General features: G+C 62.6%; 22 protein-coding genes and 1 other RNA gene. 13 read left to right on the forward strand and 10 right to left on the reverse strand.

Annotation, left to right across the window (positions count from 1 at the left end; all coding sequences use genetic code 11):
- Nucleotides 1–2 precede the first annotated feature (2 nt).
- The 6 genes from ACP2AV_RS13320 to ACP2AV_RS13345 all read right to left on the reverse strand — a co-directional run bounded on the left by ACP2AV_RS13320 (nt 3) and on the right by ACP2AV_RS13345 (nt 5,972).
- On the reverse strand, nt 3–1,118 hold the full coding sequence (locus ACP2AV_RS13320) for an SPFH domain-containing protein (RefSeq protein WP_426373255.1): 1,116 nt from the start codon (nt 1,116–1,118) through the stop codon (nt 3–5).
- 11 nt (nt 1,119–1,129) lie between these two features.
- Entirely contained in the window at nt 1,130–2,065 is a 936-nt protein-coding gene (locus tag ACP2AV_RS13325) for a DUF2927 domain-containing protein (RefSeq protein ID WP_426373256.1), read from the reverse strand.
- Nucleotides 2,066–3,232: a toxic anion resistance protein gene (locus ACP2AV_RS13330; RefSeq protein ID WP_426373257.1), complete on the reverse strand. Its 1,167-nt coding sequence runs from the start codon at nt 3,230–3,232 to the stop codon at nt 2,066–2,068.
- Between the two features lie 9 nt (nt 3,233–3,241).
- Nucleotides 3,242–4,120, reverse strand: a complete 879-nt coding sequence (locus ACP2AV_RS13335; RefSeq protein ID WP_426373258.1) for a 5-bromo-4-chloroindolyl phosphate hydrolysis family protein — start codon at nt 4,118–4,120, stop codon at nt 3,242–3,244.
- 152 nt (nt 4,121–4,272) lie between these two features.
- Complete coding sequence (locus ACP2AV_RS13340; protein ID WP_426373259.1) at nt 4,273–5,088, reverse strand: TerC family protein; 816 nt, start codon at nt 5,086–5,088, stop codon at nt 4,273–4,275.
- An 83-nt stretch (nt 5,089–5,171) separates the two neighbouring features.
- Nucleotides 5,172–5,972: a pseudouridine synthase gene (locus ACP2AV_RS13345; RefSeq protein ID WP_426373260.1), complete on the reverse strand. Its 801-nt coding sequence runs from the start codon at nt 5,970–5,972 to the stop codon at nt 5,172–5,174.
- 87 nt (nt 5,973–6,059) lie between these two features.
- On the opposite strand from ACP2AV_RS13345, the gene ACP2AV_RS13350 reads away from it, so the two are divergent.
- The 12 genes from ACP2AV_RS13350 to ACP2AV_RS13405 all read left to right on the forward strand — a co-directional run bounded on the left by ACP2AV_RS13350 (nt 6,060) and on the right by ACP2AV_RS13405 (nt 14,636).
- Nucleotides 6,060–6,509 carry a nucleoside deaminase gene (locus ACP2AV_RS13350; RefSeq protein WP_426373261.1) on the forward strand — a complete coding sequence of 150 codons (450 nt, stop codon included), beginning with the start codon at nt 6,060–6,062 and terminating at the stop codon, nt 6,507–6,509.
- Between the two features lie 57 nt (nt 6,510–6,566).
- Complete coding sequence (locus ACP2AV_RS13355; protein WP_426373262.1) at nt 6,567–7,235, forward strand: hypothetical protein; 669 nt, start codon at nt 6,567–6,569, stop codon at nt 7,233–7,235.
- A 33-nt stretch (nt 7,236–7,268) separates the two neighbouring features.
- Nucleotides 7,269–7,556, forward strand: a complete 288-nt coding sequence (gene gatC, locus ACP2AV_RS13360) for an Asp-tRNA(Asn)/Glu-tRNA(Gln) amidotransferase subunit GatC (RefSeq protein ID WP_426373263.1) — start codon at nt 7,269–7,271, stop codon at nt 7,554–7,556.
- Nucleotides 7,556–9,037, forward strand: coding sequence for an Asp-tRNA(Asn)/Glu-tRNA(Gln) amidotransferase subunit GatA (gene gatA, locus ACP2AV_RS13365; protein ID WP_426373264.1), 1,482 nt, complete (start codon nt 7,556–7,558; stop codon nt 9,035–9,037). The genes gatC and gatA overlap by 1 nt, the downstream gene beginning before the upstream one ends.
- Before the next feature lie 34 nt (nt 9,038–9,071).
- Nucleotides 9,072–9,737 carry a hypothetical protein gene (locus ACP2AV_RS13370; protein WP_426373265.1) on the forward strand — a complete coding sequence of 222 codons (666 nt, stop codon included), beginning with the start codon at nt 9,072–9,074 and terminating at the stop codon, nt 9,735–9,737.
- On the forward strand, nt 9,721–10,383 hold the full coding sequence (locus ACP2AV_RS13375) for an N-acetylmuramoyl-L-alanine amidase (RefSeq protein WP_426373266.1): 663 nt from the start codon (nt 9,721–9,723) through the stop codon (nt 10,381–10,383). Before ACP2AV_RS13370 ends, ACP2AV_RS13375 begins: the two co-directional genes overlap by 17 nt.
- A 53-nt stretch (nt 10,384–10,436) precedes the next feature.
- Nucleotides 10,437–10,824: RNase P RNA component class A (gene rnpB, locus ACP2AV_RS13380), an RNA gene on the forward strand.
- A 76-nt stretch (nt 10,825–10,900) separates the two neighbouring features.
- The gene (locus tag ACP2AV_RS13385; protein ID WP_426373267.1) at nt 10,901–11,611 is read left to right on the forward strand and encodes a DUF533 domain-containing protein; all 711 of its coding nucleotides are present in this window, start codon (nt 10,901–10,903) and stop codon (nt 11,609–11,611) included.
- A gap of 80 nt (nt 11,612–11,691) precedes the next feature.
- Complete coding sequence (locus tag ACP2AV_RS13390; RefSeq protein ID WP_426373268.1) at nt 11,692–12,954, forward strand: hypothetical protein; 1,263 nt, start codon at nt 11,692–11,694, stop codon at nt 12,952–12,954.
- Complete coding sequence (locus tag ACP2AV_RS13395; RefSeq protein WP_426373269.1) at nt 12,951–13,721, forward strand: hypothetical protein; 771 nt, start codon at nt 12,951–12,953, stop codon at nt 13,719–13,721. Before ACP2AV_RS13390 ends, ACP2AV_RS13395 begins: the two co-directional genes overlap by 4 nt.
- Nucleotides 13,722–13,811: 90 nt before the next feature.
- A complete protein-coding gene (gene rpmG / locus ACP2AV_RS13400) occupies nt 13,812–13,979 on the forward strand; it encodes a 50S ribosomal protein L33 (protein WP_012179442.1) in 168 nt (55 codons plus the stop codon).
- Nucleotides 13,980–14,093: 114 nt separating this feature from the next.
- The gene (locus ACP2AV_RS13405; protein ID WP_426373270.1) at nt 14,094–14,636 is read left to right on the forward strand and encodes a GNAT family N-acetyltransferase; all 543 of its coding nucleotides are present in this window, start codon (nt 14,094–14,096) and stop codon (nt 14,634–14,636) included.
- Between the two features lie 404 nt (nt 14,637–15,040).
- On the opposite strand, the gene ACP2AV_RS13410 is transcribed toward ACP2AV_RS13405, so the two are convergent.
- The 3 genes from ACP2AV_RS13410 to ACP2AV_RS13420 all read right to left on the reverse strand — a co-directional run bounded on the left by ACP2AV_RS13410 (nt 15,041) and on the right by ACP2AV_RS13420 (nt 17,005).
- On the reverse strand, nt 15,041–15,670 hold the full coding sequence (locus tag ACP2AV_RS13410) for a TetR/AcrR family transcriptional regulator (protein ID WP_426373271.1): 630 nt from the start codon (nt 15,668–15,670) through the stop codon (nt 15,041–15,043).
- 186 nt (nt 15,671–15,856) lie between these two features.
- Nucleotides 15,857–16,603, reverse strand: coding sequence for a Bax inhibitor-1/YccA family protein (locus ACP2AV_RS13415; RefSeq protein WP_426373272.1), 747 nt, complete (start codon nt 16,601–16,603; stop codon nt 15,857–15,859).
- Between the two features lie 174 nt (nt 16,604–16,777).
- A complete protein-coding gene (locus tag ACP2AV_RS13420) occupies nt 16,778–17,005 on the reverse strand; it encodes a DUF1127 domain-containing protein (RefSeq protein ID WP_426373273.1) in 228 nt (75 codons plus the stop codon).
- A 126-nt stretch (nt 17,006–17,131) separates the two neighbouring features.
- Between ACP2AV_RS13420 and ACP2AV_RS13425 the strand changes: the two genes are divergently transcribed.
- Nucleotides 17,132–18,013 carry a LysR family transcriptional regulator gene (locus ACP2AV_RS13425; protein WP_426373274.1) on the forward strand — a complete coding sequence of 294 codons (882 nt, stop codon included), beginning with the start codon at nt 17,132–17,134 and terminating at the stop codon, nt 18,011–18,013.
- 36 nt (nt 18,014–18,049) lie between these two features.
- On the opposite strand, the gene ACP2AV_RS13430 is transcribed toward ACP2AV_RS13425, so the two are convergent.
- Nucleotides 18,050–19,012, reverse strand: coding sequence for an NADPH:quinone oxidoreductase family protein (locus tag ACP2AV_RS13430; protein WP_426373275.1), 963 nt, complete (start codon nt 19,010–19,012; stop codon nt 18,050–18,052).
- Nucleotides 19,013–19,260 lie beyond the last annotated feature (248 nt).

Raw genomic sequence — 19,260 nt, forward strand, 5'->3', positions numbered from 1 at the left:
TCTCAGACGGCGGGCGGCGGTGGGGGCAATATGGTGAACAGCGTGGCCAGTTCGGTGATTTCGCCCGCCGGTTTCCAGCCGTCCTGGCCCGCCGACCAGACCAGGCTGGCGCGGGTCAATTCGCCCTGTCCGGCCATCTGGCCCATGGTGGCGCGGCTGTAGGGGCCGCGGGTTTCGCCGTTTTCGGCGATGTGCCAGACCTTTTCAACCGGCGGCGGGGGTGGGGGCACTGCGGCCGGCGCCGCGCCCGAACGCGCGCCCGGAATCGTCCCCCATGGCCCCATCTGGCCCGCCATGCCCATGCCGAGCCCGGCGCCCAGTCCTGCGCCCATTGTTGCGCCCATCGTGCTGGCGTCCTTGCCCATGGCTTCGGCGGCGGAATATTGCATGTAGGTGTCCAGATCGCCCACGATGCCCATCGACGTGCGCTTGTCCAGCACTGCTTCAACAGCTTCTGGCAAGGATATGTTTTCAATGTAGAATTCCGGAATTTCCAACCCGTATTCGGCAATGATTTCCGAAATTTTTCCGGCCACCAATTTGCCCAGGGCGCCGGTGTTCGCCGCCATGTCCAGCACCGGCATGCCGGCCGAGGCGACGATCTGGCTGAAGGCCTGCACGATGATGTTGCGCACCTGATAGCCGATCTCGTCCAGGGTGAATTCGCCGTCGGTGCCGACGATTTCAACAAGGAATTTGCCCGGATCGCTGACCCGCACCGCATAGGTGCCGAAGGCGCGCAGGCGCACCGGGCCGAATTCGGGATCGCGGCAGATGATCGGGTTTTTCGTTCCCCACTTGAGGTCGGTGAAGCGGGTGGTGTTGACGAAGTAAATTTCGGACTTGAACGGCGATTTGAACCCGTGGTCCCAGTGGTTCAGCGTGGTCAGCACCGGCATGTTGTTGGTTTCGAGCATATAGAGCCCCGGCGTGAACACATCGGCAAGCACGCCTTCGTGGATGAACACCGCCGATTGGCCTTCGCGGACGGTCAGTTTGGCACCGTACTTGATCGCGTGCCCGTGGCGTTCGAAGCGCCAGACCATGGTATCGCGGGTGGCGTCGGTCCATTCGATGACGTCGATGAATTCGCCGCTCAGGAAATCCAAAATGCCCATATCGGGTCCTTTCAACTGTCCGCGCCGAGAAGCTCCTCGGCGATGGTTCTGACAATGGGGCGCGCTTCGCTGGCGGTCATGCCGGCGCGCAGGCGCGAATCGTACAAAATGCGCAATAGCAATTCGTCGTGGTAGGTCAGCAGCGCGAATTCTTCGTCATCGTTAAAGATCGACGGGCGCGCTGCGGGGCTGTCGTTGGCAAGGCCCAGGCCCTGGGCCAGTTCTTCGTGAATGCAGCTTTTGCGGAGAAGATCCGGGTGTTCGGCGCGGATGATGGCGACCGCGCGGGTATAGTTTCCATCGTCGCGCGGATCGACCGCAAAGACCGCGCAATAGGTGGCGCGGCCCATGTTCAGGGCACTGTCCAGCGCGGCCGGGCCGATGCCGGGCAACAGCTGGCGCAGGCGCGGTCCAAGGGCGCGGCGTTCATCTTCGTTCACGATGAAGACATGGAAATTGCCGTTGTCGGGCACCGTGGTCACCGGGTGGCGGGTTGCCTTGGCCAGACGCTGGGCAAAGCGGGCAACCTCGGCGCGGTCGGCGCGTTGCTTGGCCTGCGCAACCGTGGCGCCGAATTCCAGTTCGAACCGGACGGGGCCTTTCCAGCGGTGCAGGCGGCTGGGCGTGGGCTGGGCCACAAGCCGCCCGCCAATGATCGTGTATTCTTCGAACAGCGCGATCTGTTCGAAATTGGCGGTCAGCATGCGGGCGTTGAACGGAACGTCCGGCCCGCCACCGTCGGTTCGCAGTAGCCCTTGCGTCACAAGGCTTTGCTGAACGCGGGCGAAATAGGATTCGAGCGCCTTGCTTTGGGCAGATTGCGTGGCGGGCGCCTGGGGCGCGGGGGCCGGCGGGCGCGCGCCGGGCACCGGCGAGGTGACCGGGTCACACGCGGCAAGGGCAAGCACAGCGGCCAGGCCCGCCGCCGGTATCCACCCGCGCCCCATTCACCCGGCCGTGTTGGATTGGGGGCTGCGCGCCGCGGACAGCGCATCGCGCAGGTCGGCCTCAAGCTTGACCAGTTCAGCTTCGGCGGCGCGGCGGGTTTCCTTGCCCTGATCGGCGATGGCCAGGCTTTCTTCGATCGTGCCGATCAGCTCTTCGTTGGCTTGCCGCACGGCAGCGATATCAAAGGCGCCGCGTTCGATTTCGGTGCGCACGGCGGCGTTTGCGTCGCGCAGGTTCTTGGCGTTTGCGGTCAGCAATTCGTTGGTCAGATCATTCGCCTCGCGCACGGCGCCGGCCGCGTCTGCGCTGCGCTGGATCGTCAGGGATTGGGCCAGTTGGGTTTCCCAAAGCGGCACGGTGTTGACCAGGGTCGAGTTGATCTTGGTGACCAGCGCCTTGTCGTTTTCCTGCACCAGGCGGATCGATGGCAGTGACTGCATGGTGACCTGCCGCGTCAATTTCAGGTCATGCACCCGGCGTTCCAGGTCATCGCGCGCGGATCGCAAATCGCGCAGTTCTTGCGCGCTGAGCACCCCGTCGCCCTGGGGCGTGGCTTCGACTTCGCGCGCAAGGGCGGGGATCAGATCGTTGTCCAATTCGGCCAGTTTTTCCTGCCCCGCCGCAATATAGAGCGCCAGTTCGTGATAGAATTCCAGCGTCTTTTCATAGAGTTGATCGAGGGACTTAATGTCTTTCAGAAGGGTGTGTTCATGCCCCAGCAGCGTGTCCGTCACCTTGTCGATCTGGCCCTGAACGGTTTCATAGCGCGCGACGAACTTGGCCAGCGGCGCGGCCTGTCCGGTCAGCTTTTCCCACCAGCTGCGCTTGCGCCGCGCATCCAGTTCCGAGGCCGAAAACCCGCGGATCGTGGTCACGATCTGGCGCAGGCTGTCCCCCGCCGGGCCGATATCCTTGTTGCGCACATCCGCCAGCATCGCTTGGCTGATCTGCTGCAATTCGCCCTGCGCGCGCGCGCCGAACCCGATGATCGAGCCACTGTCGGACATGTCGATTTCCGCCATGCGCGCGCGAATCGCAGCGGCCTGGGGTTCGGGTGCGCCGGCCAGCGGCGTGATGTCCTGGGTTGGTTCGGGCAAGGTAACGGCCGCCAGGTCCGCAACTTCCTGCGCGATGGCAACCGCCTTGGACTTGATTTGTTCAGACATGAAAGCCTCTCATTCTATGCGTATTCCTTCACGGGCCAGGCGATCGCGCAAGACCGATATTTCAATATCCAGGTTGCTGCGTTCCTCAAGCATCAGGGCTTCGGTTCGGGCCGAAAATTCGGATTCCAGATCGTCCAGCAAGGCCAGGTAATCCGCGCGGGCGCTGGCATCGGCGTGACGGGTGTGCAGGCTGGCATAGCGCCGCGTCGCATCGCGCGCGCCCAGTAGGTAGACGCCAAGGTATTTGCGCGCCGCGCTCAGGTCGCGCGGGTCTTCTTCCACGCGCCGGCACATGGCCTTGGCGGCCGACGCCAGCCGCGCGACCCTGTCGATCAGCGCACGATCGCCAGTGGTCTTGATCGCGCCCTGCATCGCGGCCAGGTAATCTTCGGCCTGATCCACCACACGCGCGACCCGGTCTTGCTGAAAATCATCTATGCCGTCCATGCCCTTGTTTTTCAACGGGTCCGGGCCGAAAGCGGCCAGGTGTAGCCCGCCGCCCAGCAGGGCAAAGACCAGGGCTTGCAGCGGGCCGTGACCGGCCAGCCCGGTCAGCCCAAGGCCCGCGGCAATCAGGGCGCTGGCAAGCAGCTTGCGCGGGATCGCGGGGCGCCGGGCCACGGTGCGCGCATCATAGGCTTCTTCGGCGCGCAGCCCTTCGCGCGTCAGCCACGCGGCCAGTTCCAACAGAGCGAACGCGCCCAGATATTGCACCATCACCAGGGGGTCGGCCCAGAACGCCCGCAGCGCCAGGGGCAGGGGGGCAAGAAACAGCAGGTTGGATTTGGTGGCGATGCGCGTCGGGGTCTTGCCGTCAAAGGGGCGCGGCTGGGGGGGGCTGTCCAGTGGCCGTTCGGGGCTATGTTGTCCGCCATATCGCTGGGCCATTATCCACCCCCCGCGCTGAGCGCGGCATAAAAGATCAGCGCAACCAGGATCAGATACGCCGCCTGTTTGAACCCCATACCCGTCATGTCATCCACATCCTTTTGCCCGGCCTGACCCTTGTAACATAGGGGCCGGCCGGGGGTGGAAAAAGGTCAGTGGTTTCGGGCCGCCCGTTCGGCCGCCAGTTTGCGGCTGTAGCCGGACTGGATCACTTCGACCGCGACCAGCACGACAACCGAGAAATAGAAGGTCGATTTGGACATCGGCACGATTTCGTGCCCAAAGACGTGCAAGGCCAAGGTGGGATCATGCATGGCATGGGCGGCAGCCTGCCCGGATTCGCCCAGCAGAACCACGCCGACGATCAACAGAATGAACAGGCCCAGAACTTCGAACATGCGGTTTTTCTGCAAAAAGACGGTGACCGTGTCGGCCAGAACCAGCATGGCGATGCCCGACGCGACGATGGCAATCGCCAGAATGACGAAGACGTCGGTGATGGCGATGGCCGACAGGATCGAATCGAACGAGAAGATCAGGTTCATCATGACGATCAGGGCGATCACACTGGCAGCCGATTTGCCATCCTTGTTGGCCACGTCCGCCTCTAGGTGTTCGACCGACAGCATGTGGCCGATTTCCTTGACGGCCGTATGAATGATGAACACCCCGCCGATCAGGTAGATCAGTGTGGCAAAGTTGACCGCGCCGGTCAGAATACCGTCCCAGGCCAGTGTGAACAGCGGTTCGGACAGGCGGTCGATCAGGCTGACCACGATGAACAGCAACACAACCCGCAGCGCCACGGCGATGATGATGCCCCAGAACCGCACCGCGCGTTGCTGGGCCACGGGTGCCCGTTGGCTTTCAATCGAGATGTAAAGAAGGTTGTCGAAGCCCAGCACGGCTTGCAGGAAAATCAACATCACCAGATTGGTGAAGTTCTCAAAGGTCAGTAGGTCGGCCATACCCCTAGCTCCGTTATGATACCATGTGCATCAAGACATAGGGCAGTGATGCGGTTGAGGAAATACCGCCTTTGCGTAAAGCCCTAGCGCTTGGGGCGCGGCTTGCGCCGGCGGGCGGGCTTGGGTTTGGGCGCGGCGTGGCCTTTGGTTGCGTCCTCGATCCCCAGTTGGTCGCGCAACACGCGGGGTTTGATTTCTTCGACCTCGCCGGGTTTCAGCTGGTTCAGGCGAAACGGCCCATAGCTGACGCGGATCAGGCGGTTCACCTTCAGGCCCACCGCGTCCATCGCGCGCCGAATCTCGCGGTTGCGCCCTTCGCGCAGGCCGATCGTGATCCAGGCGTTCGCGCCCTGCTGACGGTCCAGCGCGACGTCCATCGGCTGGAACCGTTCGCCGTCGATGACCAGCCCCTCGCGCAGGGGGGCGAATGTGGTGTCGGTGGGCGCGCCGTTCACGCGCACACGGTATTTGCGCAGCCAACCGGTGCTGGGCAATTCCAGGCGCCGTTTCAGCCCGCCATCGTTGGTCAGCAGCAAGAGCCCTTCGGAATTCAGATCGAGCCGCCCGACGCTCATGACGCGGGGCAGCTCATCAGGCAGGTTGTCGAACACTGTCGCGCGGCCCTTTTCGTCGCGCGCCGAGGTCACAAGGCCCGAAGGTTTGTGATAGAGCCACAGGCGCGGCGCATCGGGGGCCTGAAGCGGCTTGCCATCGACAACCACCTTGTCGCTGTCGGTCACATTCAGCGCGGGGCTGTCGATCACCTTGCCATTCACGGCAACGCGGCCCGCGGCAATCATGGCTTCGGCTTCGCGGCGCGAGGCAAGCCCGGCGCGCGCGATGACTTTGGCGATCCGGTCGCCGGGGGGAGGGGTCTTGGTCATGCCCCGCCATAGCCTGCCTGCGCAGCTATGAAAAGCGGCCAGACCGCGCCGCTTGCCAATTCGCGACCCGTCAGGGCAAAAGGGCGCATGGTTTTTACATCCCATATGGCGGACGCGTTGGCGCAAGCGCGCGCAGCCCAGGCCCGCGGCGAGGTGCCGGTGGGCGCGGTCATCGTGGCCCCGGACGGCACCGTCGTGGCGCGCGCCGGCAACCGCGTGCGCGAGCTGTGCGATCCAACCGCCCACGCCGAAATCCTTGCGCTGCGCGCGGCCTGCGCCGCTGCGGGAAGTGAACGGCTGGTGGGGCATGATCTCTATGTGACGCTGGAACCCTGCCCGATGTGCGCCAGCGCCATCAGCCAGGCCCGTATCGCGCGGCTGTATTATGGGGCAAGCGATCCGAAATCCGGCGGGGTGGCGCATGGGCCGCGGGTGCTGAGCCATCCCCAGAGCCATCACCGCCCCGAAATTTACGACGGGATCGGCGCAGCCGAAGCCGAAGCGCTGCTCAGGGGGTTTTTCGCAACGCGCAGGTAGCGCTTGCCAGAGCGCGCGCGGCGCGTCACCCTTGGCCAGAACCACAAGGGCTGCCGCATGGACCTGATGCAGCAATATGACGACTACTGCGAGCGGACAGATTTCACATTCTGGTCCGAGCCGCTGAACGCCATCACCAACCTGTCTTTTCTGATCGCCGCGCTGATCCTGCTGCGCTTGACGCGCGACATGGGCGCAGGCCGGGGCATGGCGCGTACGCTCAGCTGGATCCTGTTCGTGCTGGCTTTCGGGTCTTTTGCCTTTCACACCTTTGCAACCGGGTGGGCCATGCTGGCCGATGTGCTGCCCATCGCGGCCTTTGTGCTGGTCTATGCGTTTGCGATCGGGCGCGACTTCATGGGGCTGAGCGTGGTCAAGGCGCTGCTGATCGTGGTGGCGTTCATTGGCTTTACCGTACTTTCCGGCCCGTTGTTTGCGGCGGTGCCCCACATTGGCGGTACGGCGGGCTATCTGCCGATCCCCACGTTCCTTCTGGGGCTGATCATTTGGGTGGGCACGCGCTACCCGGCAACGGCGGGGGCGTTGGCGGTCGGGCTGGGCATGATGGTGGTGTCGCTCATCTTTCGCACGATTGATCTGCCGCTGTGCGGGGCGTGGCCGCACGGCACCCATTTCCTGTGGCACACGATCAACGGGATCATGCTGGGCTGGTTTATCCAGACCTATCGCAGGCACATGCTTGAAGGCGCGCGCGCGGCGCTATAAACGCGGGGGCGACAAGACGAACGGAGCCCCGACATGTCCATCGACATCGAAACCGCCCGCCGCGTGGCCAAGCTGGCCCGCATCCGCGTGGAAGACGACCAGCTGCCCGCGCTGGCCGACGAATTCAACACGATCCTCGGGTTTATCGAACAGCTGAACGAAGTGAATGTGGACCAGGTCGAGCCCATGACATCCGTCACGCCCCAGCGTCTCAAGCGCCGGGTCGACGAGGTGACCGATGGCGACATGCAGGACAAGATCCTGGCCAATGCGCCCGACGCCCGCGAAGGGTTTTTCGCCGTGCCAAAGGTGGTGGAATAATGAGCGAACTGAACACACTGACCATCGCCGAGGCCCGCGATGCCCTGGCCCGCGGCGATCTGACCAGCACCGAGCTGACCGACGCCTGCCTGAGCGCGATCGAAGACGCTGGCGCGCTGAACGCATTCGTCCATGGCACCCCCGACATCGCCCGCGATCAGGCCAAGGCCGCCGATGCGCGGATCAAGGCAGGCGATGCGCCGGCCATGTGCGGGATTCCGCTGGGGATCAAGGATCTGTTCTGCACAAAAGGCGTGCCCAGCCAGGCCGCCAGCGCCATTCTGAAAGGGTTCAAACCCCAGTACGAAAGCACCATCACGACCAAACTGTTCGACGCCGGGTCGGTCATGCTGGGCAAGCTGAACATGGACGAATTCGCCATGGGGTCGTCCAACGAAACCAGCACATATGGCAACGCGGTCAACCCGTGGAAGGTCGACGACCGGCAACTGACGCCGGGTGGATCTTCGGGTGGATCGGCCGCTGCGGTGGCCGCCGATCTGTGTCTTGCCGCGACGGGCACCGACACCGGCGGATCGATCCGCCAGCCGGCAGCCTTCACCGGGATCACGGGCATCAAGCCGACCTATGGGCGCTGTTCGCGTTGGGGCGTTGTGGCCTTTGCCTCAAGCCTGGATCAAGCGGGGCCCATGACGAAATCGGTGCGTGACGCGGCGATCATGCTGGAAGCCATGTGTGGCCATGATCCCAAGGACAGCACCAGTGCCGATCTGCCCGTCCCGAATTTCGAGGCCATGCTGACCGGCGACATCAAGGGCAAGGTCATCGGCATTCCCCGCGAATACCGGATGGACGGCATGCCGGGCGAAATCGAAAAGCTCTGGGCCGACGGCACGGCAATGCTGAAGGACGCTGGCGCCACGATCATCGACATCAGCCTGCCGCATACGAAATACGCGCTGCCCGCCTATTACGTGATCGCCCCGGCCGAAGCGTCGTCCAACCTGGCGCGCTATGACGGGGTGCGCTATGGCCAGCGTGCCAAGCTGGCGGCGGGCGAAGGCGTGACCGAGATGTACGAAAAAACCCGCGCCGAGGGCTTTGGTCACGAAGTGCAGCGCCGTGTCATGGTCGGCACCTATGTGTTGTCGGCCGGGTTCTATGACGCCTATTACAACCGTGCCCGCAAGGTGCGCACGCTGATCAAGCGCGACTTCGAAGAGGCGTTCGAACAGGGCGTCGATGCGATCCTGACCCCCGCCACCCCGTCCGCCGCCTTCGGTCTGGGCGAAATGGGCGATGCCGATCCGGTGCAGATGTACCTGAACGACGTGTTTACCGTCACCGTGAACCTGGCCGGTCTGCCGGGGATCAGCGTGCCTGCCGGGTTGGATGCCAATGGCTTGCCGCTGGGCCTGCAACTGATCGGCCGCCCGTGGGAAGAAGGCGATCTGCTGAACATTGCACATTCTCTTGAGACCGCGGCCGGTTTTGTTTCCAAGCCGTCCAAATGGTGGTAATTACGGGAAAAGTTGTTCCTGGAAGGGGTGCGCGATGCGTGCTGGACTGATTGTTCTGTCTGCCTTGGCCTTGGCCGCCTGCGAGGCACCAGTGCCCAATGATGCCGGCGGCGTGGGGTTCCATGACTATGTGGGATATGACGGTGAACGCGCCGCGCGCGAGGCCGAGCTTGCGGGGGGCGCCGATGCGCAGGGCGCACCGATTTCGGACGCGCAGGCCGTGGCCAATGACGCGATGACCGGTTTGGCCACCACCGCCACGCCCCAGACTGCCACGCCCCAAGTAGAGATCAAGCAGAACAATGCCGGTATCTCGGATGAAAACAACTTTGACGCGGTAACCTCGCGCGAATCGATCGAAGAAAACGCCGCGCGTATTCAGGCGCAGCGCGAGGCGTACAAGGTGATCGAACCGGGCGCGCTGCCCAGCCGTGGCAATATCCGCGACGGGGCCACGCTGGTGGAATTCGCTTTGTCGACCACGAACAATGTCGGCCAGCCGATCTATTCGCGGTCGATCATCGCAGCGCAAACCCGCTACGAGCGTGGGTGCAACAAATACGCCTCGCCCGATCTGGCACAAGAAGCGTTCCTGTCGCGCGGCGGCCCCAAGCGCGATCCGATGGGGCTGGACCCCGATGGCGACGGGTTTGCCTGTTCGTGGGATCCGCGGCCGTTCCGCCTTGCCGTTCAACGTTGAACAGCACCCGTCGCCCAATTTCGGCGACCGGCGCGGCGGCGCGACCCCCAGCCTGATCGTTCTGCATTACACGGCCATGCAAACGGCCGAAGACGCGATCGCGCGCCTGTGTGATCCGCACGCCGAAGTGTCGGCCCATTACGTCATCTGTCCGCAGGGGCGCATCACCCAGCTTGTCGATGAGCGCCATCGTGCGTGGCATGCGGGCGCGGGCGCATGGGGCGACGTCACGGACGTGAATTCGGCCAGCATCGGGATCGAACTGGCCAATCGCGGCGACCACCCTTTCGCCGAAGCGCAGTTTGCGGCCCTGGAATGGCTGTTGCCGCACATCATGGACCGCTGGGACATCACGCCGCGCGGCGTGATCGGCCATTCCGACGTGGCGCCGGGCCGCAAGGCTGACCCGGGCGCGCGGTTCGATTGGCAGCGGCTTGCACGGCGGGGGCTGGCGGTCTGGCCTGCCGGTGGCAGTGCGGTCAAAGATACGGGTGAAGATATGGACGCGGCGTTGAAGCGTGCAGGGTACACCGCGGATGTGGACCCTGATACGCGGCTGGCCGCCTTTCGGCTGCGATTTCGCCCTGGCGGCACGGGGCCTGCGGACGACGTGGACCGCCAGCTTGTTGCCGCGCTGCTGGCCTAGAGTGCGCCAGGCGCATTGACCCGCGCGCGCGAAGCGCTTACCTCACCGCTTGCGCGGATGGCTGGATGGCCGCGGGGGCTTGCCCCCGAGGAAAGTCCGGACTCCACAAGGCAACGGTGCCGGGTAACGCCCGGCGGGGGCAACCCCAGGGACAGCGCCACAGAGAACAAACCGCCCCGCATGCGGGGTAAGGGTGAAACGGTGCGGTAAGAGCGCACCGCGCGAGCGGCAACGCAAGCGGCACGGCAAGCCCCACCGGGAGCAATGCCAAATAGGGATCCCGCGCGGGCAGGTCGGCACGCCGATACCGCCGCAGGGCCGCCTTGGCCCCGAGGATCCGGGTTGGCAGCTTGACATGCGTCGGTAACGGCGTGTGCAGATGAATGGTCATCCACGGGGGCAACCCCGGGACAGAATCCGGCTTACAGGCCATCCGCGCGTATCCGCCGAACTGTGTTTGCGTTTTGTCGCATATGGCGCAGTATGGGGTCAGCGATTTTCCATCAGGGGGTTTGACATGAGTTTTGTGAGAACATTGGCGACGCTGGCAGTCGGATTTGCCGCGGCGCGCGGCGTGGACAAGGTGCGCAAGGCCGGCGGCGCGGACGCGGTCAAGGACGCGATGCGCAATGCCGGCGAGCCGGGCGGTATCGGCGATCAGATCGGCGAATTTGCCGAAAAGATGGGTATTCCGGGCGGGCGCGAAACCATGCGCGCGATGATGGGCCAGATGGGATCGACCGCCCTTGGCGCAACCGAAGCATCTGAAGCGGGCATGGGCGCGCTGCTCAACGCCATGAGCGGCGCTGCCAAGGCCGGGGCCTCGGGGATTGGCGATATGGTGGGCGCGATGGCGGCGGCCACGCCGGCCGGGGCCATTGCCGAAGAAAACGCCAAGCTGATGATCCGCGCGATGATTCAGGCCGCCAAGGCCGATGGTGAAATCGACGCGGATGAGCGGACCAAGATCCTCGACCACCTGTCGGACGCCAGCGAAGAGGAAATGGCGTTTGTGCAGGCTGAACTGGACGCGCCGCTGGACCCGGTGGCGCTGGCCAATTCCGCCACCGAACAGACCAAGGCGCAGGTCTACTCGGCCGCCCTGATCCCGATTTCGGTCGATACCGATCAGGAACGTCAGTACCTGGCCACGCTGGCGTCGGCCCTTGGGCTGGAGGCGCCCAAGGTCAGGGAAATCCACGATCAAATGGGCAAGCCCTTCTTGTAATCTGGCAAAGCTGTGATTGGACAGACGGTGCGATCCGTCGGATAGTCCCCGGATTTTGTTCAACTTGAGGGGGCGGCGTGATGGGCGAAGACACCGCGCGGATATCACCGCAAGACGCGCATGGTCTGCGCTATGCGGCCGAATTGGAAGGCCATCTGCGGTGGCTGGACACGTTCACGTCGGCCGCGCTTGGGGTGCTGGCCGTCGCGTCGGGGATCTACACCTATCTGGGGGTATCATCGCTGCTGGATCAGACCGGCGCGTTCAGCTTCTTTGCGGCACTGGCCTATTCCATCGCGGTATCGGTGGGGATTTTCGTGTTCTGGTCGTACCTGATGCGCCTGCTGCCCGCGGTGCGCACGGCGGCGGCGCGGGTCGGGTTGTTCCTGTCGATGGGGCTTGGATGCCTGGCGATCGTTGCCATGTCGTCCTGGCTGAACGCGGCGGCTTTGGCCGGGGCCGCTGCGGTTGAACAGCATCTGGCGCGCACGGTGCAGGATTACCAGGCCTCGCTGGAACGCGCCCATTCCATTGCGGTCACCGCACAGGGCCTGGAACTGGATGTGGCGCGCACGCGGCAATCGTTTCGCGACCTCAGCGAACAGGAATCCACCGGCGGGCTGTCCGGGTTTGCCGGGCGCGGGGCCGTGTTCCGGGTGCTGACCCAAAAGGCGGATGAACTGGAAGCGCTCGAGGTGCAGATCGCGGCGCAAGGCCCGTTGGTGGATCAGGCCTTTGCGGAAGGCAATGAAATCCTGCGCCGCATGCGCGCGCTGACGGTCGAACAGGGCCCGGTCGAGGCCCGATCCGTCCCCTTCAGTGAAGAAGCGGTGCGGCTGGCCGGACTGATCACGACGCTGCGGCAATTGTCCGTGGCGCCGCTGGTCGACCGGGCGGCCAATGATCTGGCGCAGTCGGTCGTGCTGCCGGAACTGGACGGGCGCAACGGTGACACCCAGGCGGCCCAGGCCAGCACCATCGAAAGCGTGTTGCAGGTGCTGGGCCAACGGGCCGAAACCCTGGCCACAGCCGCGCAAGAGGTGATGGCCCTGACCCCGCCGCCAGAGGTCAGCTATACGCCGATCTCGGCCGCTGATGCCGTGATCAAATACGCCGGGAACTTCGTGCCCAGTTGGGCCGGTGCGATCAGCATCGACCTTTTGCCAGCGGTTCTGGTGTTCATCCTGATGGTGGTGCAGGGGGCGATCCGGTCGGGCCGGGCGCCTGTGCCGGTCGAAAACACGCTGACCCTGGCCGAATTGCGCGGCGCGATCCACGCCATGCGCGAGGTCGAGCATGACTTGTCGGCCACCCGCCGCGAGGCGCGCGAGGATGACGCATGACCCTGAGCGCGCGCAGCGCCATCATGGGCGTGCTGTGGTTGCAGGTGGCAATCGGCGTGCTGCTGTTCACCGGCAATGTCTGGCAGCGCCTGCCGACGCTGTTCACCGGCACACCCGACGCGCCGCCCCTGACCCAGCCCACCAGCCCTGGCGATCAGACCCGGCGCTATAGCCCGGCCGGCTGGCCAGACCGCCCTGCACCCCCCAATCGCCCGTATCAGGCCCCCGCGAACATGCCATCGCGCCTGGCGTTCGATGTGATTCCAGCCGAAGGGGGCCAAGCCCTGACCATCACCGGCCAGATCGAATCCGGTGATGCCGCGCGGTTTGAAGACTGGCGCGCGGAGCGCGATCTGCCGAACCGGGTGTTCCTGAATTCGCCCGGCGGGTCGGTCAGCGACGCGCTGGCGATCGGGCGAATCCTGCGCGACGCAAGCGTTCAGACCGAAGTTACGGCGGGTGATATCTGTCTGTCGGCGTGCCCTTACATGTTCGCCGCCGGAACCGTGCGGCGCGCGCACCGCGATGGGGCCATCGGTGTGCACCAGCATTTCTACGGCGAAAACACGCTGCTGCCAGCATTTGTCGCCGTCGAGGACATCCAGCGCGGGCAGGGCCGGGTTCTGGACTTTCTGGATGACATGGGGATCGATCTGCGCCTGATGAGCCATTCTCTGGCCACGCCGCCGGACGAAATCTATATTCTGACGGCGGCGGAATTGACGGAATATGCGCTGGCGACCGAAATACTGCCCGGGGGCAGTTGACAGGCCGCGTCAAACCCTTAAAAAGCGGGCTTCAAGGATTCCACGGGCGGCCCGACTGACCCGTTGTACGTTACGACCGGAGTTAGAACCATGGCGAAGCCGACGACAATCAAGATCCGTCTGAACTCGACCGCAGACACGGGCCACTTTTACGTGACCAAGAAAAACGCCCGCACGATGACCGAAAAAATGGTCGTACGTAAGTACGACCCGGTTGCGCGTAAGCACGTCGAGTACAAAGAAGGCAAGATCAAGTAAGCCTTCCGACAGACCAGACAGCGAACCGCGCAAGAGTAACACTCTCGCGCGGTTTTTTCTTTCCTGAAAGTCCGCGCGGGGAAAACACCCCCATCAGGACAGTGAGGAAAGACCATGAGACAAGAGCCCCATCCACCCGAACTTTGTATCCGGCCCGCCAGACCGTCGGATTTCGATGTTGTGGACAGTTTGTTCTCACGCGCATATCCGGCGCTCTTGCGGGCCGATTACGACACAAAGACCCTGCAGGATATTCTGCCGATCATCAGCCGGGCGAACCCGCGTCTGTTGGCCACGGGCACGTATTATCTGGCGTTCCTGGGCGATGATCTGGTGGGCGCTGGCGGCTGGAGCTGGATCGGCCCCCATGGTGCGGTCGGCCCGCGGCACATGGCCCATAGCCGGCACGTCGTGACCCATCACGATCACCAGCGCAGCGGCATCGGGCGGCAGCTGCTGAGCCACTGTATCAATGAAGCCGGGCGCCAGGGCGCGCGCATCCTGAACTGCCAATCCACGCTGACGGGCGAACAGCTTTATGCGGCGCTCGGGTTTCGGCGGGTCGCCGATATCGACGTATTCCTTTGCCCGGGCGTCAGTTTTCCCGCAGTGCACATGCAGTTGCCGTTGGCGGGCGAAATGAAAAAGGCGGGGTAGTGAGCGGGCCCCGTGGCTGTAACACGGGGCCGGCTCAATTCAGGGTAACGGACAATCGGGGTGATAACACATTCGCCAGCCCACAAACCACAACAGCCAGCGTATGTCGCTGCCCTGAATTCAACGGTCTCATGAAGGTCAACATTGGTGCTGCGTCCAACGCGCGTAGTGATCACCAACACGTTCCCCCACGAAACGGCACGCAAACGTTAACCATAATTGCCGCAACGGCAAGCGCGCACGCGCAGCTTTTTCACCCCGCAAGGGGATCAAGAGCGCCAGTGCGCAAGAAGTGGCCGATCGCGCCCGTGCAGGGGCAGGTTTTTTTGGCAAGCCGGGCGGTCTTGTCGCCAAAAAGGCGAGAAAGATTTTTCATCCTGCAAAATGAAACCGGGCAGGGCGGATCAGCTCCAGGCCTCTCCGGGGGCCAGTTTCGTCGACTCTTCGTCGATATAGGACCGAATCAATCGATCAATCGCCGCGCGCGCCGCCCGTTTGTGCGTCTGGTTCAGTCCCAGCGACGCCACCATTTTCCAATGGCCGTACATCAGGCTGACGATCAGGTAAGACAGCTCGCGGGCGGCAGGCAGGGTCAGGTTGGGATGCGACATCTGCAGTTCATGCGATATGACTTCCCCCATCATGGTGTAATGGTGGCGCAGATTTTTGCGAATGCGATTGGAATTGGCGGCCAGCGACATCAACGCATCATAGACCTGATCGTCGCGTGGTTTGGGTTCTTCATCCAGCAGATCAAAGTAAAAATCCAGAAAGACCGTCAGCCGATCGATCTGGGTTTTCTGCGACACCGAACGGAGTAATGCTTCGCGATACACCATCGACAGGAAATCGCACACTGACAACATCAGCGTTTCCGGGTCCTTGAAATGGTAGCGCACCAATTGGCGCGACAGCCCCGCTTCGCGTGCGATACTGTCGTAGGATAGGGTCGGAAGACCCTGTTTCATCAGCGCCGCAAATGCGCCACGCACAATTGCGTTTTTCGGGCCTACGTCCGCCGTCACTTCGGACATGCCGAACTCTCCAACATTTTAACTATGGCTCCAACAAAATGGAAAACTTGAAATTCGGTCACTCAAATGTACGACCATTATGCGTGAGCGGACGGTGGTCTGGCAACCTGCCGTTACGTCAATTTTCAAAATGAAAAAGGCCGGTCATCAGACCGGCCTTTTCGTTTCGCGAAGGTTCTTGGACGATTATTCGCGGTTGCCCATGAAGCTGAGCAGGAACATGAACAGGTTGATGAAGTCCAGATAGAGGTTCAGCGCCCCCATGATTGCCGACTTCGCCAGCCACTCATCGTCCATCGCTTGGGCGTGGGCCAGATAATCGTTCTTGATCCGTTGCGTGTCATACGCGGTCAGCCCGGCAAAGATCAGCACACCCAGTGCAGACACGGCAAAGTAGAGCGCCGGGGACTGCAGGAAGATGTTGATGATCGACGCGACGATCAGACCAACCACACCCATGATCAGGAACGACCCCCACCCGGAAATATCCTTCTTGGTGGTGTAGCCCCACAGCGACAGGGCCGCGAACGCAGCTGCCGTCGCAAAGAAGGTCTGCGCGATCGAAATGCCGGTGAATGCGGCAAAGATATAGCTGATCGACAGGCCAACGGCGGCTGCATAGACGTAGAAGAAGGTTTGCGCCGTGGCGGCTGACGCGCGGGCCAGAACAGCCCCGAATGCAAACACCATACCCAGCGGCAGGAACATCGCGATCCAGCCAAGGATGTTGGGGCGCAGCGTAACCGGATCACGGAACAGCGACAACAGCGCATCGTTCGATCCGACACCCCAAGCCACCAATGCGGTCAGCAAGACGCCGACCGACATCAGGCCGTAAACCTTGTTCATGTGGGCGCGTAGACCCGCGTCGATCTGGGCAGAGCGGGCACCCGTTGCCGCAGTCGCCGCTCGGATCGATTGATTTTGAGCCATTGAAAGCCTCCTAGCAGTCAAAATAACAGGGGCGGCCACGATTACGGGCCGCTCTCGCCTTTGAATATCGGCAGGATCGGCCCGTTTTTCAAGGGTTTCCGGCGCTCAAACAGACTGTTTCACGCGGCTGTGTGATATCGGCGTGAAATCTGCGTGGTATCTGGGTGTTATCTTTCAACGCAGCCAGTGCGCAGGGACATTCCAGATCGGGCGGTCGGCTTCAATGTTGGCCTGATCGCGGGTGATTCCGATGTCGTCCAACATGTGCTCGTCCAGGTTTCGCAGGTCGATCCGGCTACGCTGGGCGGTAAAGGCGGCGCCGACCCATTTCAACACGCCCAGGCGCTTGCCACGGACGGGCGCGCTGCGTCCGAAAATCTGCGTATTGTGAATCATCGACATGACCTAATCCTTTCCAAATACTGATGTGTTTGTCGGTTTGCATCAGCTCTATTGATGTATTTGCCCGACTATGATCAATTAGGAAAACGAATGTTTGTTTAGTTTAACATCAAGAATGGTGATGGAATGCGAAATCTGGATCTGACAGCGCTGCGCAGCTTTGTTGCGGTCGCCGATTCTGGCGGTGTCACGCGTGCGGCAGGGCTTTTGAATCTGACGCAATCGGCCGTTTCGATGCAGTTGAAGCGCCTTGAACAATCGCTGGGGGCCGGTCTTTTGGATCGCTCAGGGCGCGGGGTGGCGTTGACAAGCGAAGGCGAACAGTTGGTATCCTATGCGCGCCGGATGCTTGAGTTGAACGATGAAGCCTATGCCCGCCTGACCTCGCAGGAATACGAGGGGGAAATACATCTCGGCGTGCCGCACGATATCATTTATCCGATTATTCCCAGGGTGTTGCAGCAGTTCAATGCGCGCTATCCACGGGTCAAGGTGAACCTCTATTCGTCCTTCACGTCCAAGCTGAAAGAGCAATTCAACCGCGGCCAGGTAGACGTCATCCTGACAACCGAAGAAGAACCCGACCGCGGGGGGCAGGTGATGGCGACGATGCCGCTGGTCTGGCTGGGCGCGCGCGGTGGGTCGGCGTGGCGGCAACGGCCATTGCGGCTGGCGTTCGAAAAGGGATGCGCGTTCCGTCCGCGTGTCCAGCGCGCGCTGGACGAGCACGGGGTCGCGTGGGAAATGGCGACGAACAGCGAACAAAGCCGCACGATCGAAGCGATGGTGCAGGCTGATCTGGCGGTTTATGCGCAGCTGGAAGGGACCTATCCCAAGGATGCCGAGCCGATTCAGCATGGCGGGGCGCTGCCCGATCTGCCCAGCAGCCAGGTCATTCTTTATGCCAATGAAAAGGGGCAGGCGCATTACATCGACGACGTCGCCGAGTTATTGCGCGCGGCCTATAGTGTTCCCACCAAGCAAAACCTGCACGCTGTCGCAGGATAGGCGGGCCCGGCTGCCGGGGCGGCCGGGCCATTCGGCTCAGTCGATTGTCACCACGACCTTGCCGGTCGATTTGCGGGTGCGCAGGGTGTCCAGCGCCTGCGCTGTATCGGACAGTGGAAAGGTAAAGCTGATGTGCGGGTGCAATTTGCCGGCGCTGTACCAGTCAAACAGCTTTTCCATCGAATCTGTGATGACTGACGGTTTGAACACCCGGTATCCGCCCCAGTAGTGGCCGATGACCGAAACGTTCTTGACCAAAAGGTGGTTGGCGGGGATTTGCGGGATGTCGCCGGATGCGAACCCGATCACCAGGATGCGCGCCTCGGGGTTCACGGCGCGAAACGCCGCCTTGAACTGGTCGCCGCCAACAGCGTCGTAAACCACGTCGGCGCCGCCCGCGGCCTTTACCGCGGCGCGGATATCGTCGGTTTCGCTGTCGATCAGGTGATCGGCGCCCATTTTGCGGCAAACCTCAAGCTTGTCTTGGCCGCGCGCGCAGGCGATGACATTTGCGCCCATCAGCTTGCCGATTTCGATGGCCGTCAGACCGACCCCCCCGGCCGCGCCCAGCACCAGCAGGTTTTCACCCGGTTGCAGGTTGGCCTTGTAGTCCAGGGCCACGTGGCTGGTACCATAGGCAATCTGAAAGGCGGCCGCGTCTTCGAACGACATGGCGTCTGGTATCTTGAAACAGGTATCGGCCGCGAACACGCCGTACTGCGCCAGGCCGCCCGATCCACCCATGGTGGCCACGCGATCGCCCGGTTTCAGCGACGTGACACCGTCGCCCACGGCCTGAATGGTGCCGGCCGCTTCGGACCCCAGGGTGAAGGGCAGGGGCGGCTTTTCCTGATACTGGCCCTTGGCGAGCAGAAAGTCCGCGAAATTCAACCCACAGGCCGCGGTCTTGAGCAGCACCTCGTCTTTGCCCGGTTCGGGCGTGTCGACGTCAACCAAAGCCGGCGCGATATCGTAGGATGATACTTGGAATGCTTTCACGTTTTTCTCCCTTCAGAATCGTCAATAATCATATGGAGGCGACGAGGGAAAGGCGAGCGTAGGCGAAACGGCGTTTCGCAAAACCGGGTACTAAACCGTGGCGAGAGTTTGCAATTTGCGAAATTAACGTTACGTCACAGGAACAACTTTATGATTTGTGGGACATTGGTTCAATCCGGAAATGGTTTCTTAATGTAGCCAGAGCAGATTTAGCCCAACTTTACAGTTACTTATGCGCATTTTCGCCG

Source organism: Aliiroseovarius sp. PTFE2010 (genome assembly GCF_049943335.1).
Lineage (GTDB): Bacteria > Pseudomonadota > Alphaproteobacteria > Rhodobacterales > Rhodobacteraceae > JBNFVY01.